Source organism: Microbacterium sp. M1A1_1b (assembly GCF_053345565.1).
Window position 1 is genome coordinate 827,355 of record NZ_JBKFAJ010000001.1, and the last position, 18,025, is coordinate 845,379.

Genomic DNA, 18,025 nt, shown 5'->3' on the forward strand with positions numbered 1-18,025 from the left:
TCACGACACCCCGCTCATGACCGCCGAATGGTCACGGATCGTCGGCCGACGGTCCGGCGAGCGACAGGAACCGACCGGTCGACCTGGTGCGCTCGGGGTGTCATGACCGGTCGGGCGACGGGCTCGGTGCCGGCCCGCACCGCAAGCGCCGGCCTTCGGGCGACAGGCTCGGTGCCGGCCCGCACCGCAGGCGCCGGCCTTCGGACGGGAGGCCCAGTGCCGGCCCGCACCGCAGGCCCCGGCCCGGCGCCAGGTCGGGTCAGCGGCCCCGGGCCAGCAGCCAGAGCAGGTACGGCGCGCCCACGACACCGGTCACGACGCCCACCGGCAGCGCGGTGCCCGGGATCGCGAACTGGCCGATCAGGTCGCTCGCCAGGACGACCACGGCACCGACCACCGCTGCGGGCGCCAGCGCGACGCGACCACCGCCCACCAGCCGCCGCGCGATCGGGGCCGCCATCAGCGCGACGAACGACACCGGCCCGGCGGTGGCGACCGCGCCCGCCGTCAGGCACACCGCGGTCAGCAGGAGCAGGACCTTGGCGCGGTCCGGCCGGAGCCCGAGCGAGGCCGCGACCTCGTCCCCGAGCGTCAGGATGCCCAGACGGGGTGACTGCAGCAGCGCCGCCGCGACGAGCACCACGAACGCGATGCCGAGCAGTCCGACGACCCCGCGGTCCACGGCGTTCAGGCTGCCGGACAGCCAGAGCAACGCGGTGCCGGCCTGTTGCACGGAACCGCTCGTCAGCAGCCACCCCGTCACGCTGAGGCACATCGCCGCGACACCGATGCCGACCAGGACGACCCGGTTGCCGGTGATGCCGCGACGCCAGGCGAGTGCGGCGATCACGGCCGAGACCACGAGCGCACCGACGACGACGGTCGCGAACAGGCTGGTGCCGGACGCCCCGAACAGCACGATGGCCGTCAGTCCGGACGCACTGGCGCCCGAGGTGATGCCGATGACGTCCGGGCTCGCGATCGGGTTGCGGACCACGCTCTGCACGATCGCCCCCGCGACGCCCAGGCACGCACCGACCAGCAGTGCCGCCAGGGTCCGGGGGCCGCGGAGCTGGCCGATCACGAAGTCCGACACCGTGTCGCCGTGTCCCACCAGCGCCGCGACGACCTGGGTGGGCGCGAGCGGGATCTCGCCGACGCCCAGTCCGACCAGGACCAGCGCGACGAGCACCACGAGCAGCGCTCCGAGCACCACGAGTTCTCGCCGGACGCCGACCGTGCGCGTCCTCACAGTCCGCGCACCGCCTTGGACCGCACGAGCGCGATGAACACCGGCGCGCCGAGGAGCGCGGTCACGATGCCGACCTGCAGCTCCCCCGGGTACGCCACGACCCGGCCGATGACGTCGGCGACGAGCAGCAGCGCCGGTGCGACGACCGCCGACAGCAGGATCGTCCAGCGGTTGTCGGGGCCGCTCAGGCGACGGACGGCATGAGGCACCGCCAGGCCGATGAAGGCGATGGGCCCCGCAGCGGCGACGGCCGACCCGGCGAGCAGCACGGTGACGAGTCCCCCGACGGCGCGGACCAGCACGACCCGCTGCCCGAGCGAGGCCGCGAGCTCGTCCCCGAGTGCCAGCGTGTTGAGCGAGCGACCGAGTGCGATCGCCAGGACGAGCCCGACGAGCACCGGGACGGTGACGACGCCGGCGGTGCCCAGGTCACCGCCCGCCAGCGCGCCGACCTGCCAGAAGCGCAGCTGGTCGAGCAGGCTCTGGCTCGTCACGAGGACCGCGGTCGTGACCGAGGCCAGGGCCGCGGCGACGACCGCTCCGGACAGGGCGAGCCCGACGGGGGTGAGCCCGCGCCGGGCGACGGCAGCTATGCCGTAGACCAGCAGCGCCGCCAGCCCGGCGCCGGCGAACGCGAAGGGCAGGTAGGCGGCGGTCCCGCTGATGCCGAACACCGCGATGCCGGTGACCACGGCCAGGGCTGCTCCCGAGTTGATGCCGAGGATGCTCGGGTCGGCGAGCGGGTTCCGCGTCACGCCCTGCATGACGGCTCCGGCGACGCCGAGGGCCGCCCCGGCGAGCAACCCGACGACGGTGCGCGGGATGCGGTTGCCGATGACGATGAGCCCGACCTCGTCGTTCCGGCCGGGGTGCAGGACTGCGTCGAACACCGTGCCGAGCGGGATCGGCCGTGACCCGAACGCGACGCTCAACGCCACCGCGACCCCGAGGACGACGACCGCGAGGACGGTCGCGCCGACGAGTCGTGGCACGGAACTGGGCGCCGGTGGCGCAGGCGACGGGGAACGCATGAGGGGTGAGGCAACCCTAACGTGGACACCCGTTCGGTGATCGCCGAGCGAGTCATGAGCAGGCGCAGGGCCCGTTCATAGCTCCGTCATGGGTTCGAGGCCTGTACTCGTACCCATCGACGCCCGACCGGGACGTCGAGAGCGACCGGAGAGCACCGATGAACGAGACCCCGAACCCCGACGCCGAACCGGGCACCACGCCGATCGACGCACAGGACGCCGCACCCCGCTCCACGTGGGAGGCCCCGCACGCGGACGCGTCGACGCTCCGCCCCGCCTACGCCTTCGACGGCTCCGGTCCGTACCTCTACGCTCCCGATGGTTCCGGCCCGTACGCCTACGCTGCCGACGGCCGCGGCCCGTACCTGATCGGCAGCCCGGCGCTGGCCGGCACGCACACCTGGGCCCACGCGGCGCAGCACGGCGAGCACGCCGGCGCACCGTACGGCGGCGCGCACGCCCCGCAGGGCTGGAGCGGCGCGTTCGGCACGCAGCCCGGCACGAAGAAGCGCCGTCTGGGCCTGATGATCGGCTCGGGCATCGCCGCACTGGCGATCGTCGGCGCTGCCGGTGGCACCGCACTGGGTCTGTCGTCGCACGGCACCCAGACCACCTCGAGCCAGTCGCAGGGCACCACGACCCTGCCCGGCACGGGCTCGGGCAGCGGCACCGGGTCGGACGGCAGCGGGACGAACGGCTTCACGGTGCCCGGTGACGGCAGCGGGAGCGGCAGCAGCGATGGCAGCTCCGGCACGAGCACGCAGAGCCCCGCGACCGCCGCGACCGCCGCGCAGAAGAAGGGCGTCGTCACGATCAACACGGTGCTGAACTACGACGCGTCGTCGCAGGCGGCAGGCACCGGGATGGTCCTGACCAGCGACGGCACGATCCTGACGAACAACCACGTCATCCAGGGTGCGACGAGCATCACCGTCACCGACGAGACGACCGGCAAGGAGTACAAGGCCGACGTGGTCGGCGCCGACGCCACCAACGACGTCGCCGTGCTGAAGCTCGAGGGCGCCTCGGGCCTGTCGACCGTGTCGCTCGACGACGACGGCGGCGCGAAGACCGGCGACGCGATCACCGACGTCGGCAACGCCGAGGGCACGGGGAACCTGGTGGCGGCCGAGGGCAGCGTCACCGCGACCGACCAGGACATCCAGGTGCAGAGCGAGTCCGGCACGGGCACCGAGTCGCTGACCGGCCTGATGGAGCTCGCGGCTGACGTCGTGTCCGGCGACTCGGGCGGTCCGGTGCTGGACTCCGAGGGCGAGGTCGTCGGCATGGCGACCGCGGCGTCGTCGGGCTCGGCGGACGTCACCGGCTACGCGATCCCGATCGCGACGGCGAAGTCCATCGCGGACAAGATCCTCGACGGCCAGGCCGGTGGCACGATCACGATCGGCCTGCCCGCGTTCCTGGGCGTGCAGGTCAGCGGCACGGCGACCAGCGGTGGCGTCGCGGTGGCCGGCACCATCGCCGAGTCCGGCGCGGCGAACGCGGGGCTCGTGGCCGGCGACACGATCACCTCGATCGACGGCACGGCGATCACGAGCGCGGACCAGCTGACCCAGGTCATCCAGTCCAAGTCCGTGGGTGACAAGGTGCAGGTGGGTTACACCAACACCACCGGCGCATCGACCACCACCACGGTGACGCTCACGGCGGGACCCGCCGTCTAGGAAGCAGCGGGCAGGAACGCCCGCACCAGCGACCGGTACACGTTGGCCGGCGACTCCGCTCCGAACGCGGTGGCGCCGGCTTCCGTGCGTCCGACGCGCGCGAACCCGATGCCCTCGGCCCGGACGATCGTGACCGGCCGCGGCTTCCCCGGACGGCGCAGGTACGACACCGTCCACGGCGCGGCCCAGAACCGTGCCAGCCGCGGGTCGGCATCGGCCACCTCCGCTGGCAGGTCGGGTGCGTCGTCGCCACCGGCCAGGCGCCGGCCGACCAGGTCGGCCCGCAGCGTCCCCGTGCGGAACGGGAAGGTCCATGCCGGACCGACACCGAGCCTCCCGGCCGCGGTCTGCAGCACGCGCTCGGCTGACAGCTGCGCGAGGACCGAGCCGCGGTCGTCCGGTGTGTCGACCACCGTTCCGGACCAGGCCTGGAGGCGCGTCACGCGCCCGTCGGGCAGGTGCTGTTCGAGGGTGGTCGGTGCCTGGTCGTCGCTCCACGGCTCCAGCAGCGCCTGCGTGGTCGCGGGGAGCGTCCCGAAGCGGCCGACCAGGCCCGCCTCGACGAGCTCGCGGCCCCCGGCCGACCGCAACAGCGTCGGGCTCCAGCGCTTGCCGGCCATGCTCTGCAGGGTCGCGAGGGCCTCGTCGCCGATGCGGGGCCCGGCGAGCTCGGTGGGTGCGGGTGGGACGGGCAGTGCCTCGAGGTCGCGGGTGTCGCGGGCGGTGACGGGCCCGGTCGCCCGGACGGACTCGAGGACGGCGAACACGACGTCGTCGGTGGCCTGGAGTCGGGCGAGGGGGCGCTCGACCGTCACGTCGACGCGGTGCCGGCCGGTCACGAAGAGCAGGTGGGCGCCGGCGATGTCCCCGTGACCGTCCTCGTCGTCACCGCCGGTGTCCGGCCGGACGTACTCGACCAGCCGTGCCGGCGCGCCGACGCTCGTCCACACGTCGCACCCGACCAGCAGCAGCCCGTCGACGGCTCCCGGCAGCCGGTCGAGCAGCGAGGCTGTCTCGTCGCCGATCGCACGGTCGCTCGGCCGGGAACGGACCGTCAGGACGACGTCGTCGCCGGTGATGCGCAGGTCGGCCTGGGCGGTGTCCTCGCGCTGCCAGGAGTCCGGGTGGCGCAGGGCAAGGCGTGCGGTGCGGTCCTCGGTGCCGAGTGGGACGGGGACAGGCATGGGCCGAGGCTACGACGGCGGGGTGCACCGGTCGGTCGCGGCTCGCCGGGGTCGGGCGGGTTGGCGCCGCGCGGTGCCGGTCTGCGCGCTGGTGCGAGGACGACCGGCCCGTGCGAGGAACGTTCCCCTCACCACCCGATCGACCTCGCACCGGCGACCAACCTCGCACGGTGCCGACCCGCGCACGGTGCGGCGCCGGTGCCGGTGCCGCGGTGTCTCAGCGCCCCCGTGTCCGCGGAGCCGGCGGCGGCGGCACGCGCTTCGCGGCGACGACGTCCGCCAGGGCCACCACCACGGGTCCCCGGCGGGTGTCGATCGTGACGGCGTCCGCCGTCCGCACCGCGACCTGCCCGAGGGCATCGCGCGCACCGTCGCCGTCGTGCGCCCGGACGACGACCCGCTCGCCGACCTGCACCGCCGCGAGCAGCTCGAGCGCGAGCCCCCGTGCGATCACGTCCTGCGCCTCGGCACCCATGCACCCGAGGGTACGGCGCGCCTAGGGTGGGGACATGGACAGGGCCCGGGTGGACGCATGGATCTGGGCGGTCCGGATCACCAAGACCCGGTCCGCCGCCACGACCGCGTGCAAGGCCGGGCACGTCAAGGTGAACGGCGAACGCGCGAAGCCCGCGCAGCCCGTCGGCCCCGGGGACGAGGTCCGCGTGCGACAGGCCGGGTTCGACCGGATCGTCGTCGTGAAGAGCATCATCCTCAAACGCGTCGGTGCGACCGAGGCGGCGAAGCACCTGGACGACCGGACGCCGCCGCGGCTGCCCGCCGAAGAGGCCGGGTTCGTCCCGATGCGCGAGCGCGGTGCCGGTCGACCGAGCAAGCGGGAGCGCCGAGACCTCGAGAAGCTCCGCGGCTACTGAGCGCCCGACCCGCCAGCTCCCCGACCTGTCAGACGAAGCGGACGGTCTGCTGCAGCCGGTCGCGGACCTCGAACACGTCGACGGCACCCTCGGGCGACCACACCCCGTTCAGCACCTGCCCGAGCGCACTCCGCCGCACGACGAAGGCGGTCGGCTTGCGCTGCGGACCGACGAGTTGCACGTCCACGTCGACGGCCGAGTCCGGCACCACCAGCAGTCGCCCGGTGAACCGCACGCGGGTCTGCTTCTGCACCGCTCGAGCGGCACGGACGAGCTCCTTGACGGGACGCTCCCCCGGCTCGAGGGTCTCGCCGACGACCTCGCCGTGCTCGATGCGCACCGGGCCGCCCCAGTCGATGGACTCGAGCGCCCAGAGCCCGCTCGGCATGAGCACGACGTGGTCGAGCTTGCCCTCGGCCCCGGCGTCCAGGTCGTGCCAGACGGTCACGCCGATGCCCATGTCGGCGACGATCGACGCGGTCGCCTCTTCGGCGAGTGCCTCGCCCAGCAGCCGGCGGATGAACCGGGGCGCGGAGCGGATCAGCGACGGGTCGTACGGGTCGTCGATCGGGTCGCCCAGCCCCACCCACTCGCGTTCTGCGGCCAGGAAGACCTCGCGCGACCGACCGCCGGGATGTCCGTGGGACCGGGCACGGGGGCGGGAGTCGCGACGTGCCGTGGGCGGTGCGTAGGCGTCGCGGGCCGAGCCGGTCCTCCAGTCCGATCCACCGGACGGGGCGGTGGGGGCGGACGTGGGCCGGGATCCGGTGTCGTAGGCGCGGCGGGCGGCGGGGGTGCCCACGCGCTCCCAGGCGATCTGCACGCGGCGGAACCGGACGGCGTCGCCGCCCAGGTCGGGGTGGGTCTCGCGCGCGGCGCGGCGGTAGGCGCGACGGAGTTCCTCGTCGTCGGCGGTCGCGGCGACGCCGAGGACTTCGTACGGGGTGGCGTCGGCCGGGCTGTCGGTCATGGCCCTGGCACAGTACCCGACCGTTCGTATGGACCAGCCGCATGCGCGCTGCGGACTGCCTGGAGGTCCCACCGACGCTGCGGGAGCGGTGCGGACCGTCAGGTGGCCGGGTCCAGGACCTGCAGCACCACGGGCAGGTCGAGGAACCGTCCGACGTGGCCGGCGGCGGCCTCGACGGCACGGGTGGCCGCGCCGGACAGTGCGGCGAACGGGGTCACGGTGATGCGGACGTCGCGGGTGCGTTCGGTGGTGCGCCAGGTGCCGACGACCTGTCCGCGGTGCACGACCATCGCCAGGAACATGCCGTTGGCGCCGGGGACGACCCGGTGCGCGTGCTCGGGGGCCAGGTGGCCCGTGCGGTCGGCGTACCCGAGCAGGTACTCGTCGAAGCCGGGCAGCAGGTGCGCGCGGGTCAGCTGCGCTGGGTCTGGCTCGGGCCGGTCGGTCAGGTCGAGGAGTCCCGCGCCGAGGTCCTCGATCGTGTCGCCTGCTGCAGCCCGGGCCCGGCGGAGGTCGCCGAGCGGCAGCTTCGTCCAGTGCGCGGCGTCGGACTCGGTCGCCGGTCCGCGGCCCCGCAGGTACCCGACCAGTGTGCGGCGGAGTGCCTCGTCACGCTCGGGCACGGGTTCACCGGCCGGTGCCCACTCGTCGAGCAGGACGAGCTCCTGTCCCACGCGGCCGGTCGGTCCCCACGCGACGAGTCCCTGCTGCGACAGGTGCAGCAGCAGGTGGTACCCGCGCTGGCCCGCGGGGTCGATGCCCGCGTCGCGCCAGCGGGCGAAGACGTCGTCGCGACCGAGGGACCTCCCGCCCTGCAGCATGGCGATCGTGGCGTCACGGGCCCGCCCGACCAGCGCGTCGTCGATCTCCAGCTCGCGCGCCCGCCGGGTCAGTCCGCGCAGGGTCCGCTCGGCGGTCAGCGACAGGATCGTCCGCAGCGTGTCGGCGTGCAGGACGTGCAGGGTCCCGCGCATCGGCCACGACCGGACGAAGTCGCCCCGGTCGAGCGCGGCACGGACGTCGGCGCGCGTCACGCCGAGGGCACGGGCGCCGATGGCCCACAGGGACTGGCCGAGGTCCTGCCCCTGCAGCGCGTGCAGGTGCTGCACGACATCGAGCGGTGTCCCGCCCCGGTGCCCGACGTGCTGGGCGGCCAGGCGCATCGCGCGCAGCTGCACGGCGGTCGGGGACACGGGGACAGAGCCGTCGGGTGCGGTGCTCGTGCTCAGGCGACCGCGCGGGTGATCGCGTCGGCGTGCTCGTCGAGGTAGGCGACGTCGGCGCGGTACAGCTCGGCGTGTCCGTGCTGCAGGTCGCTGACGAACTTCGGGTTGCCGGCGGCGGCCTCGGACTCCAGCGTGGTCACGAGTGCCACGATCGAGGCCACCATCGTCGGCGCGAGCCGGGCGCGGGACTCGGCGTCGAGCCCGTACGCGCCGCAGAACTCCGCCGCGCGGGCCAGGCGTTCGTCGAGCGACGGCGCGGTACTGCCTTCGACCACCCCGGTGGTGAAGGGCGCGAACCGGTAGACCGCGCTGGCGACGTCCCAGACGCGGGGGCCGGGGTGCGCCGTGTCGAAGTCGATGACGCCGACGGCCTGGATGCCGTCGTACACGCAGTTGTAGGGCGCGAAGTCCCCGTGCACGACGGTCTCGACGGGCGACCGCGTGGACTGCGACCAGACGTCCACCGCGTCGTCGAGCGGGAACGTGGCGGCGGCGTCGTGGTAGTGCCGGAGCAGCCGGGCGCTGGTGACGAGCGCGGCCTCGCTGGCGATGTCCTCGGTCCACGGGTACTCGCCCGCGACGCCGGGGACGAACGACACGGTCTCGAGGGTGTCGCCGAGGGCGATGGGTTCCGGTGCCGCGACGAAGCCCTGCTCGTGCAGGTGCCCGAGCAGGCGGTGCACGGTGGGGGTCCACGGTCCGGCCGGCCGGTGCACGCGGTCCGCTGCCCTGGTGATGCGCTCCATGAGAGCCCTCCTGTCGCGGTCGTCGTCATTGACGTGCTGCTGACGTGTCGGTCAGCGTAGCGGCTCGGTGCCGCCGATGTCGCGATCCATCCGTGATCGGACAAGGCCGTCGCGGCACCCACGCTCCAGCCGCTCGTGCGCTCCGACAGCTCGCTCGGTCGGCCCGCGCTACCGCTGCTCGCGCAACCAGCTCGGCCCGTGGACCACGACCTGGTCGCCCAGCGCGCTCACCCGGGCCCGCAGACCCCGGTCGGCGGTCACCACGACGACCGGTGCGGCCCCCGCGGCCACGGCTGCGGCGGCCGTCTCGACGACGGCGTCGTCCCCGGAGCCGTCGGCACGGACGACCGCGACGGTGTCCGGCCGGTCGTCGGAGGCGTCGGCGTCCCGTGCAGCACCCTCGAGCACCACGGACCAGCGCGGCCACCACCGGTCGAACCCGAGTCCGAGCGCGGCGGCGGGGAGCCCCGAGGCGGCGAGCGCCGTCACCCCGTCGAGCAGCCGGGTGGCCGCGCCGGCACGGTCCTTCCACCAGCCGTCGGGCACGCTGCCGACGACGTTCGCCGCGTCGACGACCACGTGCGGGGTGACGTCGATCACCGCGCGGAGGGCCGGCCACGACGCGCCGAAGCCCGGGTGCAGGGGCAGGTCGTCGACCTCGGCGACCGGGACCCACGACAGCGCCAGGCTCTCGCGGTCGGCGATGACCGGCTCGAACGGACGGGCAGCGCGGCCGACGACGGTCGTGTAGGTCCAGAACCCCAGGTCGAGCACGGCCGTGTGGCGCAGGTCGACGCCGCCGTCGGGCACCCCCGCTTCTTCCGCGGACTCGCGGAGCGCTCCGGTGACGGCGTCCTCGTGCTGGTGGCGAGCACCGCCGGGGATCCCCCACGTGCCGCCGTGGTGGCTCCACTCGACACGGTGCTGCAGCAGCACGCGGCCGGCGCCGTCGTCGACCAGCAGGCCGGCGGCTCCGAACAGTCCCCACGCCTTGGTGCCGTCGGGTCCGTACGCCCAGGCGTCGCCGGGATCGCGGGGACCGGGTGGCGGACCAGGGGGCAGGACGTCGGGCACGTGTCCACCCTTCCACACGCGCCTCGCACGCGGCCGTGATGCGTCGCTCGGCGTCGTGTACGGTGCTGCCCAGAGACACGGGGTGCCGCATCCAGCGGCTGAGATCACACCCGTCGAACCTGCTCGAGCTCGTACTCGCGAAGGGATCGTCCATGGAGAACGCTGCGCCCGCACGGGCTGCGCACACCGCCGAACTGCTCGAGGCCGTCCGTGCCCGGAGTCCCCTGGTGCAGTGCATCACGAACACGGTGGTGCAGAACGTCACCGCGAACGTGCTGCTGGCACTCGGCGCCTCGGCCGCGATGGTCGACGTGCCGACCGAGGCCGGACCGTTCGCCGGGATCGCCGACGCCCTGCTGGTCAACACCGGCACACCGCACGCCGAGCCGCGTGCCGCGTCGGTCGAGGCCGCCAGGGCGGCCACGACTGCCGGGACGCCGTGGGTCCTGGACCCGGTGGCCGTCGGGTCGCTGCCGGTCCGGACGGCCCTGGCGCGCGAGCTCCTCGCGCTCCGACCGACGGTGCTGCGCGGCAACGCGTCCGAGGTGCTCGCCCTGCTCGGGACGTCGGCCGGTGGGCGCGGGGTCGACAGCACGGCGGGTACCGAGGACGCGCGCGGATCGGCGGTCGCCGCAGCCGGGAGGACCGTGGGCGCGGTGGCTGTTTCGGGTCCCGTCGACCTGGTGGTCGGCCCCGGGGCACCCGGCGGCCCCGGCACGCTGGTCCGGGTCGGGAACGGCACCGACCTGCTCACGCGGATCACCGGTGGCGGGTGCGCCCTCGGCGCGGTGATCGCCGCGTTCACGGCGGTGACCGACGGCGATGCGGTCGCCGCCGCGGTGGCCGGAACGACGGTGCACACCGTTGCAGCCGAACTCGCCGCACGGGACGCCGCCGGTCCGGGGACCTTCCAGCCGCTGTTCCTCGACCGGTTGGCCGCGCTGACAGCCGAGGACGTCGTCCGGCACGCCCGGGTCACCGAGGAGTCGACGGCGTGACCGGGGCGTGGACCGACGACCCGTGGGAGGTCGGCGTGTACCTGGTGACCGACGGCACGCTGTGCGACCGGCACGGACACGGGGTGCTCGCCGTGGTCCGGGCGGCCGTGTCGGCGGGGGTCCGGACGGTGCAGGTGCGGGACAAGGACGCGAGCGCGCGGGACCTGCTGGCGCTGACGGCCGCCGTGGCGGACGCGGTCGGCGACACCGCGCGGGTGGTGGTCGACGACCGGCTCGACGTGGTGCTGGCCGCGCGGCACGCGGGGCACCGCGTCGCCGGTGTGCACCTCGGGCAGTCGGACGTGCCCGTCACCGCAGCGCGTGCCCTGCTCGGCCCGGCGGCGCTGGTCGGCCTGACCGCGAACACCCCGGAGCACCTCACAGCGCTGGACCGGCTGCCCCGCGGCACGGTCGACCTGCTCGGGGTCGGTGTCGTGCACCCCACGGCGACCAAGCCCGACCACCCGCCGGCGCTCGGGATCGCCGGGTTCGCCGGCATCGCCGACCGGGCGGAGCTGCCCTGCGTGGCGATCGGCGGCGTGACGCTCGACGACGTCGCCCCACTCCGGGCAGCCGGCGCTGCCGGTGTCGCCGTGGTGTCGGGCATCTGCGCGGCCGCCGACCCGGGGGCTGCTGCGGCCGCGTTCGTGTCGGCGTGGCGCGGTGCCGGACCCGGCCGTGCGCCGGACGGGCGGGTGGGCGTCGGACGGCTGCCGGGCCTCCTGGCCGACGGGGGTGCGCGGTGAGCGGGCCGGTGCGCGTGCTGAGCATCGCCGGGACCGACCCGACCGGCGGCGCCGGGCTGCAGGCCGACCTGAAGGCGATCGCCGCGCACGACGGGTACGGGATGGCGGTCGTGACCGCGGTGGTCGCGCAGAACACGCGCGGCGTGCGGTCGGTGCACGTGCCGGGCGTCGAGGTGCTGCGCGACCAGCTGGACGCGGTGTCGGACGACGTGGTCGTGGACGCCGTGAAGATCGGGATGCTCGGCACGACCGCCGTCGTCCGGCAGGTCGCCGAGTGGCTCCGTGCGCACCGGCCACCCGTCGTGGTCGTCGACCCGGTGATGGTCGCCACGAGCGGTGACCGGCTGCTCGACCCCGACGCCGAACGCGCGGTGACGGAGCTGTTCGCGCTCGCGGACCTGGTCACGCCGAACTGGTCCGAGCTGGCGGTGCTGGCGGGGCTCGTGGCTCCGTCGGCACCGGACGCAGACCCCGTGGCCGCCGCCCGTGTGGTGGCCGCCGCGTTCGACGTCCTGGTGCTGGCGAAAGGTGGGCACGGGGACGGGCCGAGCTCGGAGGACGTGCTCGTGGCACCCGATGGCAGCGTCCGGGTGTTCCGGGCGGCACGGGTCGCGACGACGAACACGCACGGCACGGGCTGCTCGCTGTCCAGCGCGATCGCGACCCTGGCCGCGCAGCACGGCGACTGGGAGGTGGCGGTGGGGCTCGCGAAGGACTGGCTGACCGACGCACTGCGCGGAGCGGACACCCTGCACGTCGGGACGGGCGCCGGGCCGATCGACCACGGCGCCGTCGTGCGGGCGGCCCTGCCGGTCGTCCGGTGGACCGATGCGTGGTGGCGGGACGTGCACGAGGTGCTCGACGCCACGATCCGCTCCCCGTTCCTTCGGGCGCTCGGAGACGGCACGCTCGAGGACGCCGTGTTCGCCGGGTACCTGGCGCAGGACGTGCACTACCTGCGGGCGTACGAGCGGCACCTGGCGGCGCTCGGCCGAGGTGCGACGGGCGACGCCGCCGCGTTCTGGACCCGGGCAGCGGCGGGGTGCGCGGACGAGGCGGCGGCGCTGCACCACCGTCGACTGGGCGGCACCCGGGCGGACGACGGCGTGCACCCGACCTGTGCGGGCTACCTGGCGCACCTCGACGCGGCGGCACGGGACTCGGACGCCGTGCTCGCCGCCGCCGTGTTGCCGTGCTTCCGCGTGTACGCGTGGGTCGGTGAGCAGCTGGGGCAGCCGGCGGCGGGACACCCGTTCGCCGACTGGGTCAGCGCCTACGGCGACCCGGCGTTCGCGGCGGCGAGCCGGAGTGCGACCGACCACGTCGAGGAGCTGGCCGCGGCGTCGACCCCGGCGGTCCGGGGACGGATGGCGCGTGCCTTCCGGACGTCGACCGCGTGGGAGGCGGCGTTCTTCGCGATGCCCTACGACCTCGGCGAGGGTTCCTCGCGCGGCGTGGCCGCACCCGGAGCGAGCCGCACCAGCCGGACGTCGAGCGCGCCGTCGTCGGACACCGTGCAGCGCATCCAGGTGTGGTCCGGCTGACGACGACGGTCGGTGGGTGATCCGGGGTTGAGCAGCCGCAGGCCACCGGGGGCCGCGGTGTCCCAGGGGATGTGGGAGTGACCGAAGACGAGCACGTCGGTGTCGGGGTACGCGGCCTCGGCGCGACGTTCCCGCCCGGTCGCCGAGCCGGTCTCGTGCACGACGGCGAACCGCAGTCGCTCGACGGTGACCCGGGCGACGACGGGCAGCCGGTCGTCGAACTCCGGGCCGTCGTTGTTGCCGCGGACCCCGACGAACGAGCGGCTGCGGGCCTGCAGGGCGTCGAGGGTCGCCAGGTCCACCCAGTCGCCCGCGTGCACGACCAGGTCGGCGGCGTCGATGTCGTCCCACAGTGCCGCGGGCAGGTCCTTCGCCCGCTTCGGCAGGTGGGTGTCCGACAGCAGCAGGAGCGCGGTGCTCACGCGTCGGCGTCGGGATCCGCGTGCGCGTCGGCGTCCGCGTCGGGATCCGCATCCGCGTCACGGTGCGGCATCGGCAGGCCCGCCTCGTCAGCTTGGCCGAGCCGTTCGAGCAGGCCGGCCAGCAGGGCGATGTCGTCGTCGGACCAGCTCGCGATCCGCTCGTCGAGCGCGTCCCGGTGCAGCTGCACGGACCGGTCGAGCGCCGCGCACCCGGCGTCGGTCGCCTCGAGCGGCTTCGCGTTGCCGGTGCCACCGTCCGTGGTGCGGATCAGCCCGGCCGCCAGCAGGCCCGCGAGCTGGCGCGAGATCGTCGAGCGGTTCAGGTGCAGGTAGCGCGCGATGTCGATCGCCATGCAGCCGGGGTGCTGCACGACGAAGTCGACGAGCGACTGGTCGACGATGCTCAGGACCGCATCGGTGCCGCGTGCCCGGATGCTCGCTCGCCGGGTGATGCGCGACAGCTCGGTGTACGCGCGACCGATGTCGGCGGTGCGGACGTCGGGCCTCGGCTGGTTCATGGTGCCTCCAACCATCGTGTTCCCTCGGCGGTCACCATACCTGTGGGTCTCCGCACCAGACCGCGACGCACCGGGGTCGTCTGCGCGATCCGGCCTGCTCGTGCGTCTTCGCGCACGCGGTCACGGTTCGACCGTCAGACCGACCACGACCCGTCCCGGCCGTCGCACCGACGCGTGGGACGGCCGCCGTCACTCGCCGCGGATCGCCGCCTGCAGGGTCGGGATGTCGAGCTTCACCATCTGCATCATCGCCTGGAACGCCCGCGCCGACGCCTCGGGGTCGCCGCCCGCGCTCATCAGCTCGCCCCAGTTCGCCGGGGTGACCTGCCACGACACCCCCCACGCGTCGGTGAGCCAACCGCACATCGAGGGCGTCGCTCCGTTCGCCAGGAACGCGTCCCAGATGCGGTCGAGTTCGTCCTGGTCGTCGACGTCGACCTGGAACGAGATCGCGTCCGAGTGCGGGTGCCCGGGGCCGGCGTTCATCGCCCGGTACGGCTGACCGTGCAGCCGGAACTGCACGACGAGCGTCGACCCGTCGGGCAGGCGGTCGACGTGGTCGACCGACGAGTCGGGGATGACCGACGCGTAGAAGGTGGCGGCCTCTTCGGCCTGCCCGTCGAACCAGATGAAGGGGACGATCTGCCGCATGGTGTGTCCTGTCGTCGTGGCTCAGCCCGCGGCGGTGCGGGTGAGCAGTGCTGCCTTGTCGGGATGTTCGTCGAACCACTTCGCCACGAACCAGCACATCGGCACGATGCGCTTGTCCGTCCGCTGTTCGACGTCGGCCACGGCGAACGCGACCAGCTCCGCCGCGTACCCGTGACCCCGGTGCGCGGGCACCGTGACCGTGTGCGGGAACGCGACGGCGTCGTCGTTCTCCCGCTCGTCGAGCACGCTCACCAGTGCACCGTCGACGTACATCGCGTACCGCTGCCGATCGATCTCGTGGTGGAACTCGTGTGCCATGCCGCCATCATGCCGCGGAATGCCTTCGCGGGGCGCGGAGTTGCATCGTGCATGACAACCATCGGCATCATCGGCGCAGGACACATCGGCTCACAGCTCGCACGACTGGCGGTGCAGCACGGCCACGACGTGGCGATCGCGAACTCCCGCGGCCCCGAGACCCTGCAGGACCTGGTCACCGAACTGGGTGACCGCGCCCGGGCCGTCACCCGCGACGAGGCCGCAGCGGCCGGCGACCTGGTCGTCGTGACCACGCCCCTCGCCGCCATCGAGACGATCCCCGTCGAGCCCCTGGTCGGCAAGGTCGTCATCGACACGAACAACTACTACCCCGAGCGCGACGGACACATCGCGGCGCTCGACGACGAGTCGACCACGACGGCGGAGCTGCTGCAGGACCACCTGCGGGGCGCGAAGGTCGTCAAGGCCTTCAACCACATCGGCGCCGCCGAGCTGACCACCGCCGGCACGCCGTCCGGCACCCAGGGCCGTCGTGCCCTGGTGATCGCGGGCGACGACGCCCAGGCCAAGCGCGTCGTGTCCGACCTGCTCGACGAGTTCGGCTTCGACGCCGTCGACGTGGGCGCCCTGGCCGAGGGCTGGCGCATCCAGCGCGACACCCCCGGCTACGGCAAGCCGGCCGACGTGACGGAGCTCGAGCAGCTCGTCGCCGACGCCAAGCGCTACCGCGACATGGCGTAGCCCGCGCCCCCGGAACTGGGGCTGGGTGGGCCGGCACCTCCGCCGATAGAACTGACGATGGATCAGCCGACGGAGGGAGCTGCGCACGTGGCGTCGCATCGCATGCCCGATTCCGATCGACCCCGCCGGAGCGTCCCGGCCTGGGTGACGGCCCCCCACGACGACGGCCAGGAGGCCCCGGTCGCGTCCACTTCGCAGGCCTCCGCGACCGAGCCCCCGGCTCCGCAAGCCCCGCCCGCAGCCGCACCGGCGCCGTCCGTGTCCGGTGCGGCACACGGGTCCTCTGCGACGCCGGCCCCGGCCCCGCGGCTCGACCCGCACGCGGTCGTGCCGGACTACCCGCCGTCCCAGGAGTCGCTGCCGCCCGCGCCGACCTCGCCCGCGCTGCACACCGCGCCACTGGGCTCGTCGTCCGCCGAACCGGTCGTCGCGACCGCCGCGCCGGTGTCCCCGATCGACGCCGTCCGCGAGCCGGCACTCGCCGGTCCCGCACACCAGGGGCCCGTCGTGCCGCGCACCGGCCAGCCCCGGTTCTCGGTCCCCGGACTCGAACACGTGCTCGTCGAGGGCACCGAGCCGGAGACCACCGGACCCGTCGGCTACCGCACGCCCGCACGCTTCGCCCACCAGCAGGCCGGCTCCGTGGTGGCACCGGACCGGTCGTTCGATGCCGTCCTGGCCGCACCCGCGGTGCAGCCGGAGACGGTGACCCGACACCTGCCGACGGCGGACCTGCCGGACGTGACCGTTGCCGGGGAAGCCGACCCGGGCCTCCCGTCCGCTCCTGCTGCTGACGCTCCCCGCGCACTCGGGGCGACGCCGGCCGCTGCCCTGGGCGCGGTCGCGGGGATCGCGACGCTCGGCCTCGCCGCGTGGTGGTTCACCGCTCCCGCAACGGTGCACGCCGTCGGGCTGCTGCTCGGCCTGGTCGCGATCGTGTGCTCGTCCGTCGCACTGCGTGACCGCGCGGCCACGTGGCAGCGTCCGGTGGCGCTGCTCGGAGCCGTGCTCGGCGCGGTCGGCACCGTGGTGCTGCTGTGGGCCGTCGCGACCGCCCTGCTGCCGATGGCCGGTATCACCCTGCCGGACCTGACCGGCACGGCCACGGTCCCCACGCTCGCTCCCTGACGCGCGCCTCCTCCCGCGCTCCTCTTGGCGCTTCTCTCGACGAACGGGACGCGCGGGGGCGGGCGAGGACGGGCGCGCGCGCGTCAGACCGCGCGGACGACGCCGCGGGACGTGATCGCGTTCGTCAGGGCGTCGATCGGCTCGCGCTGCACGGTCGGGTTCGCGATGAGCACGTAGTCGACCGCGGGCAGGTCGGGCAGCCCGAGCCGCTGCGACACCTTCACCAGGTCGGCCGGGATCAGCGAGTGCGGGAACACCGCCACGCCGATGCCCGCACGCACCGCCGCGAGCACCCCGTTCACGTCGCGGGTGTTGCACGTGATCCGCCAGGTCCGACCGGCGGCCTCGAGCGCGTCGATCGCCATCTGTCGGCTGATGCTCGGCGCCTGGTAGGCGATGAGCGGCACCGGCTCGTCCCGCTCGACCACGATGCCGTCCTGCGCCATCCACACCATCTGGTCCGTCGCGACCCGCGTGCCCTCGGCCGATTCGCCCGCGGTCTGCTTGATGAACACCAGGTCGAGCGCCCCCGCGTGCACCCGGCGCAGCAGCGGCGCGGACTGGTTCACGGTCAGCTCGAGGTTCACCTGGGGGTGCAGCCGCCGGAAGTCCCGCAGGATCCGGGGCAGCTGCGTGATCGCCAGGTCGTCGGCCGCGCCGAACCGCAGTCGCCCGCGGGTCGCCGAGCCGGAGAAGTACGCGTCCGCGGTGGCGTGGGCCGCCAGGATCGTCCGCGCGAACCCGGCCATCGCGTCGCCGTTGTCGGTCAGGCGGACGCCCCGGGTGTCCCGCGCGACCAGGGTGCGCGACACCGCGGTCTCGAGCCGACGGACGTGTTGCGACACGGTCGGCTGACTGATGCCGAGTCGGGCGCCGGCCTGCGTGAAGCTCTGCGTCTCGGCGACGGCCAGGAAGGTCTGCAACAGGACGGGATCGAGCACGCGGGTGCCTCTCATTC

At 74.4% G+C, this 18,025-nt stretch carries 19 protein-coding genes, 1 pseudogene and 1 riboswitch; of the genes and pseudogenes, 7 read left to right on the forward strand and 13 right to left on the reverse strand.

Annotated elements, in window-relative coordinates:
* Positions 1-259: 259 nt before the first annotated feature.
* Both ACLBWP_RS04080 and ACLBWP_RS04085 read right to left on the reverse strand, forming a co-directional pair.
* On the reverse strand, positions 260-1,252 hold the full coding sequence (locus ACLBWP_RS04080) for a FecCD family ABC transporter permease (RefSeq protein ID WP_243563741.1): 993 nt from the start codon (positions 1,250-1,252) through the stop codon (positions 260-262).
* The gene (locus ACLBWP_RS04085) at positions 1,249-2,283 is read right to left on the reverse strand and encodes a FecCD family ABC transporter permease (RefSeq protein WP_447654155.1); all 1,035 of its coding nucleotides are present in this window, start codon (positions 2,281-2,283) and stop codon (positions 1,249-1,251) included. Before ACLBWP_RS04085 ends, ACLBWP_RS04080 begins: the two co-directional genes overlap by 4 nt.
* Before the next feature lie 158 nt (positions 2,284-2,441).
* Here ACLBWP_RS04085 and ACLBWP_RS04090 point away from each other — a divergent pair, with 158 nt between their 5' ends.
* Complete coding sequence (locus tag ACLBWP_RS04090) at positions 2,442-3,968, forward strand: S1C family serine protease (protein WP_447654156.1); 1,527 nt, start codon at positions 2,442-2,444, stop codon at positions 3,966-3,968.
* Here ACLBWP_RS04090 and ACLBWP_RS04095 read toward each other — a convergent pair.
* Both ACLBWP_RS04095 and ACLBWP_RS04100 read right to left on the reverse strand, forming a co-directional pair.
* Positions 3,965-5,152: a hypothetical protein gene (locus tag ACLBWP_RS04095; protein WP_447654157.1), complete on the reverse strand. Its 1,188-nt coding sequence runs from the start codon at positions 5,150-5,152 to the stop codon at positions 3,965-3,967. The two genes, ACLBWP_RS04090 and ACLBWP_RS04095, sit on opposite strands and share 4 nt — an antisense overlap.
* A gap of 217 nt (positions 5,153-5,369) precedes the next feature.
* The gene (locus ACLBWP_RS04100; protein WP_447654158.1) at positions 5,370-5,627 is read right to left on the reverse strand and encodes a hypothetical protein; all 258 of its coding nucleotides are present in this window, start codon (positions 5,625-5,627) and stop codon (positions 5,370-5,372) included.
* A gap of 34 nt (positions 5,628-5,661) precedes the next feature.
* Here ACLBWP_RS04100 and ACLBWP_RS04105 point away from each other — a divergent pair, with 34 nt between their 5' ends.
* Positions 5,662-6,024 (forward strand): RNA-binding S4 domain-containing protein, encoded by a 363-nt coding sequence (locus tag ACLBWP_RS04105; protein WP_243563748.1) that lies wholly within the window; start codon positions 5,662-5,664, stop codon positions 6,022-6,024.
* Positions 6,025-6,052: 28 nt separating this feature from the next.
* On the opposite strand, the gene ACLBWP_RS04110 is transcribed toward ACLBWP_RS04105, so the two are convergent.
* The 4 genes from ACLBWP_RS04110 to ACLBWP_RS04125 all read right to left on the reverse strand — a co-directional run bounded on the left by ACLBWP_RS04110 (position 6,053) and on the right by ACLBWP_RS04125 (position 10,040).
* A complete protein-coding gene (locus ACLBWP_RS04110; protein WP_447654159.1) occupies positions 6,053-6,994 on the reverse strand; it encodes a DnaJ domain-containing protein in 942 nt (313 codons plus the stop codon).
* Positions 6,995-7,092: 98 nt separating this feature from the next.
* Positions 7,093-8,187 carry a winged helix DNA-binding domain-containing protein gene (locus ACLBWP_RS04115; RefSeq protein ID WP_447654160.1) on the reverse strand — a complete coding sequence of 365 codons (1,095 nt, stop codon included), beginning with the start codon at positions 8,185-8,187 and terminating at the stop codon, positions 7,093-7,095.
* 32 nt (positions 8,188-8,219) lie between these two features.
* The gene (locus ACLBWP_RS04120; RefSeq protein ID WP_447654161.1) at positions 8,220-8,966 is read right to left on the reverse strand and encodes a phosphotransferase enzyme family protein; all 747 of its coding nucleotides are present in this window, start codon (positions 8,964-8,966) and stop codon (positions 8,220-8,222) included.
* Positions 8,967-9,134: 168 nt separating this feature from the next.
* Entirely contained in the window at positions 9,135-10,040 is a 906-nt protein-coding gene (locus ACLBWP_RS04125; RefSeq protein ID WP_243563754.1) for an NUDIX domain-containing protein, read from the reverse strand.
* A gap of 68 nt (positions 10,041-10,108) precedes the next feature.
* Positions 10,109-10,204: riboswitch (TPP riboswitch) on the forward strand.
* On the opposite strand from ACLBWP_RS04125, the gene thiM reads away from it, so the two are divergent.
* From thiM to thiD, 3 genes and pseudogenes are all read left to right on the forward strand, one after another.
* Positions 10,193-11,038: a hydroxyethylthiazole kinase gene (gene thiM / locus ACLBWP_RS04130; protein WP_447654162.1), complete on the forward strand. Its 846-nt coding sequence runs from the start codon at positions 10,193-10,195 to the stop codon at positions 11,036-11,038. Its footprint overlaps the riboswitch before it by 12 nt.
* Positions 11,035-11,784 carry a thiamine phosphate synthase gene (gene thiE / locus ACLBWP_RS04135; RefSeq protein ID WP_447654163.1) on the forward strand — a complete coding sequence of 250 codons (750 nt, stop codon included), beginning with the start codon at positions 11,035-11,037 and terminating at the stop codon, positions 11,782-11,784. Before thiM ends, thiE begins: the two co-directional genes overlap by 4 nt.
* A 14-nt stretch (positions 11,785-11,798) precedes the next feature.
* Positions 11,799-13,154: pseudogene (thiD, locus tag ACLBWP_RS04140) on the forward strand (bifunctional hydroxymethylpyrimidine kinase/phosphomethylpyrimidine kinase); the annotation flags it as partial.
* A 53-nt stretch (positions 13,155-13,207) separates the two neighbouring features.
* Here the strand turns inward: thiD and ACLBWP_RS04145 are convergent.
* The 4 genes from ACLBWP_RS04145 to ACLBWP_RS04160 all read right to left on the reverse strand — a co-directional run bounded on the left by ACLBWP_RS04145 (position 13,208) and on the right by ACLBWP_RS04160 (position 15,237).
* Positions 13,208-13,750 carry a metallophosphoesterase family protein gene (locus ACLBWP_RS04145; protein WP_447654164.1) on the reverse strand — a complete coding sequence of 181 codons (543 nt, stop codon included), beginning with the start codon at positions 13,748-13,750 and terminating at the stop codon, positions 13,208-13,210.
* Positions 13,747-14,268, reverse strand: a complete 522-nt coding sequence (locus tag ACLBWP_RS04150) for a MarR family winged helix-turn-helix transcriptional regulator (RefSeq protein ID WP_447654165.1) — start codon at positions 14,266-14,268, stop codon at positions 13,747-13,749. Before ACLBWP_RS04150 ends, ACLBWP_RS04145 begins: the two co-directional genes overlap by 4 nt.
* Before the next feature lie 189 nt (positions 14,269-14,457).
* Positions 14,458-14,919, reverse strand: coding sequence for a VOC family protein (locus tag ACLBWP_RS04155; protein WP_243563759.1), 462 nt, complete (start codon positions 14,917-14,919; stop codon positions 14,458-14,460).
* Between the two features lie 21 nt (positions 14,920-14,940).
* Positions 14,941-15,237 carry a GNAT family N-acetyltransferase gene (locus ACLBWP_RS04160; RefSeq protein WP_243563760.1) on the reverse strand — a complete coding sequence of 99 codons (297 nt, stop codon included), beginning with the start codon at positions 15,235-15,237 and terminating at the stop codon, positions 14,941-14,943.
* Positions 15,238-15,288: 51 nt separating this feature from the next.
* Here ACLBWP_RS04160 and ACLBWP_RS04165 point away from each other — a divergent pair, with 51 nt between their 5' ends.
* Complete coding sequence (locus tag ACLBWP_RS04165) at positions 15,289-15,939, forward strand: NADPH-dependent F420 reductase (RefSeq protein ID WP_447654166.1); 651 nt, start codon at positions 15,289-15,291, stop codon at positions 15,937-15,939.
* Between the two features lie 258 nt (positions 15,940-16,197).
* A complete protein-coding gene (locus tag ACLBWP_RS04170) occupies positions 16,198-17,067 on the forward strand; it encodes a hypothetical protein (protein WP_447654167.1) in 870 nt (289 codons plus the stop codon).
* 83 nt (positions 17,068-17,150) lie between these two features.
* Here ACLBWP_RS04170 and ACLBWP_RS04175 read toward each other — a convergent pair whose 3' ends face one another.
* Positions 17,151-18,008, reverse strand: coding sequence for a LysR substrate-binding domain-containing protein (locus ACLBWP_RS04175; RefSeq protein WP_243563763.1), 858 nt, complete (start codon positions 18,006-18,008; stop codon positions 17,151-17,153).
* Positions 18,009-18,025: the final 17 nt, after the last annotated feature.

Bases quoted from the DNA above. Each gene is read 5' to 3' on its own strand.
- ACLBWP_RS04085 (WP_447654155.1), bottom strand. From the start codon at position 2,283: ATGCGTTCCCCGTCGCCTGCGCCACCGGCGCCCAGTTCCGTGCCACGA.
- ACLBWP_RS04090 (WP_447654156.1), top strand. From the start codon at position 2,442: ATGAACGAGACCCCGAACCCCGACGCCGAACCGGGCACCACGCCGATC.
- ACLBWP_RS04095 (WP_447654157.1), bottom strand. From the start codon at position 5,152: ATGCCTGTCCCCGTCCCACTCGGCACCGAGGACCGCACCGCACGCCTT.
- ACLBWP_RS04100 (WP_447654158.1), bottom strand. From the start codon at position 5,627: ATGGGTGCCGAGGCGCAGGACGTGATCGCACGGGGGCTCGCGCTCGAG.
- ACLBWP_RS04105 (WP_243563748.1), top strand. From the start codon at position 5,662: ATGGACAGGGCCCGGGTGGACGCATGGATCTGGGCGGTCCGGATCACC.
- ACLBWP_RS04110 (WP_447654159.1), bottom strand. From the start codon at position 6,994: ATGACCGACAGCCCGGCCGACGCCACCCCGTACGAAGTCCTCGGCGTC.
- ACLBWP_RS04120 (WP_447654161.1), bottom strand. From the start codon at position 8,966: ATGGAGCGCATCACCAGGGCAGCGGACCGCGTGCACCGGCCGGCCGGA.
- thiM (WP_447654162.1), top strand. From the start codon at position 10,193: ATGGAGAACGCTGCGCCCGCACGGGCTGCGCACACCGCCGAACTGCTC.
- ACLBWP_RS04150 (WP_447654165.1), bottom strand. From the start codon at position 14,268: ATGAACCAGCCGAGGCCCGACGTCCGCACCGCCGACATCGGTCGCGCG.
- ACLBWP_RS04155 (WP_243563759.1), bottom strand. From the start codon at position 14,919: ATGCGGCAGATCGTCCCCTTCATCTGGTTCGACGGGCAGGCCGAAGAG.
- ACLBWP_RS04160 (WP_243563760.1), bottom strand. From the start codon at position 15,237: ATGGCACACGAGTTCCACCACGAGATCGATCGGCAGCGGTACGCGATG.
- ACLBWP_RS04165 (WP_447654166.1), top strand. From the start codon at position 15,289: ATGACAACCATCGGCATCATCGGCGCAGGACACATCGGCTCACAGCTC.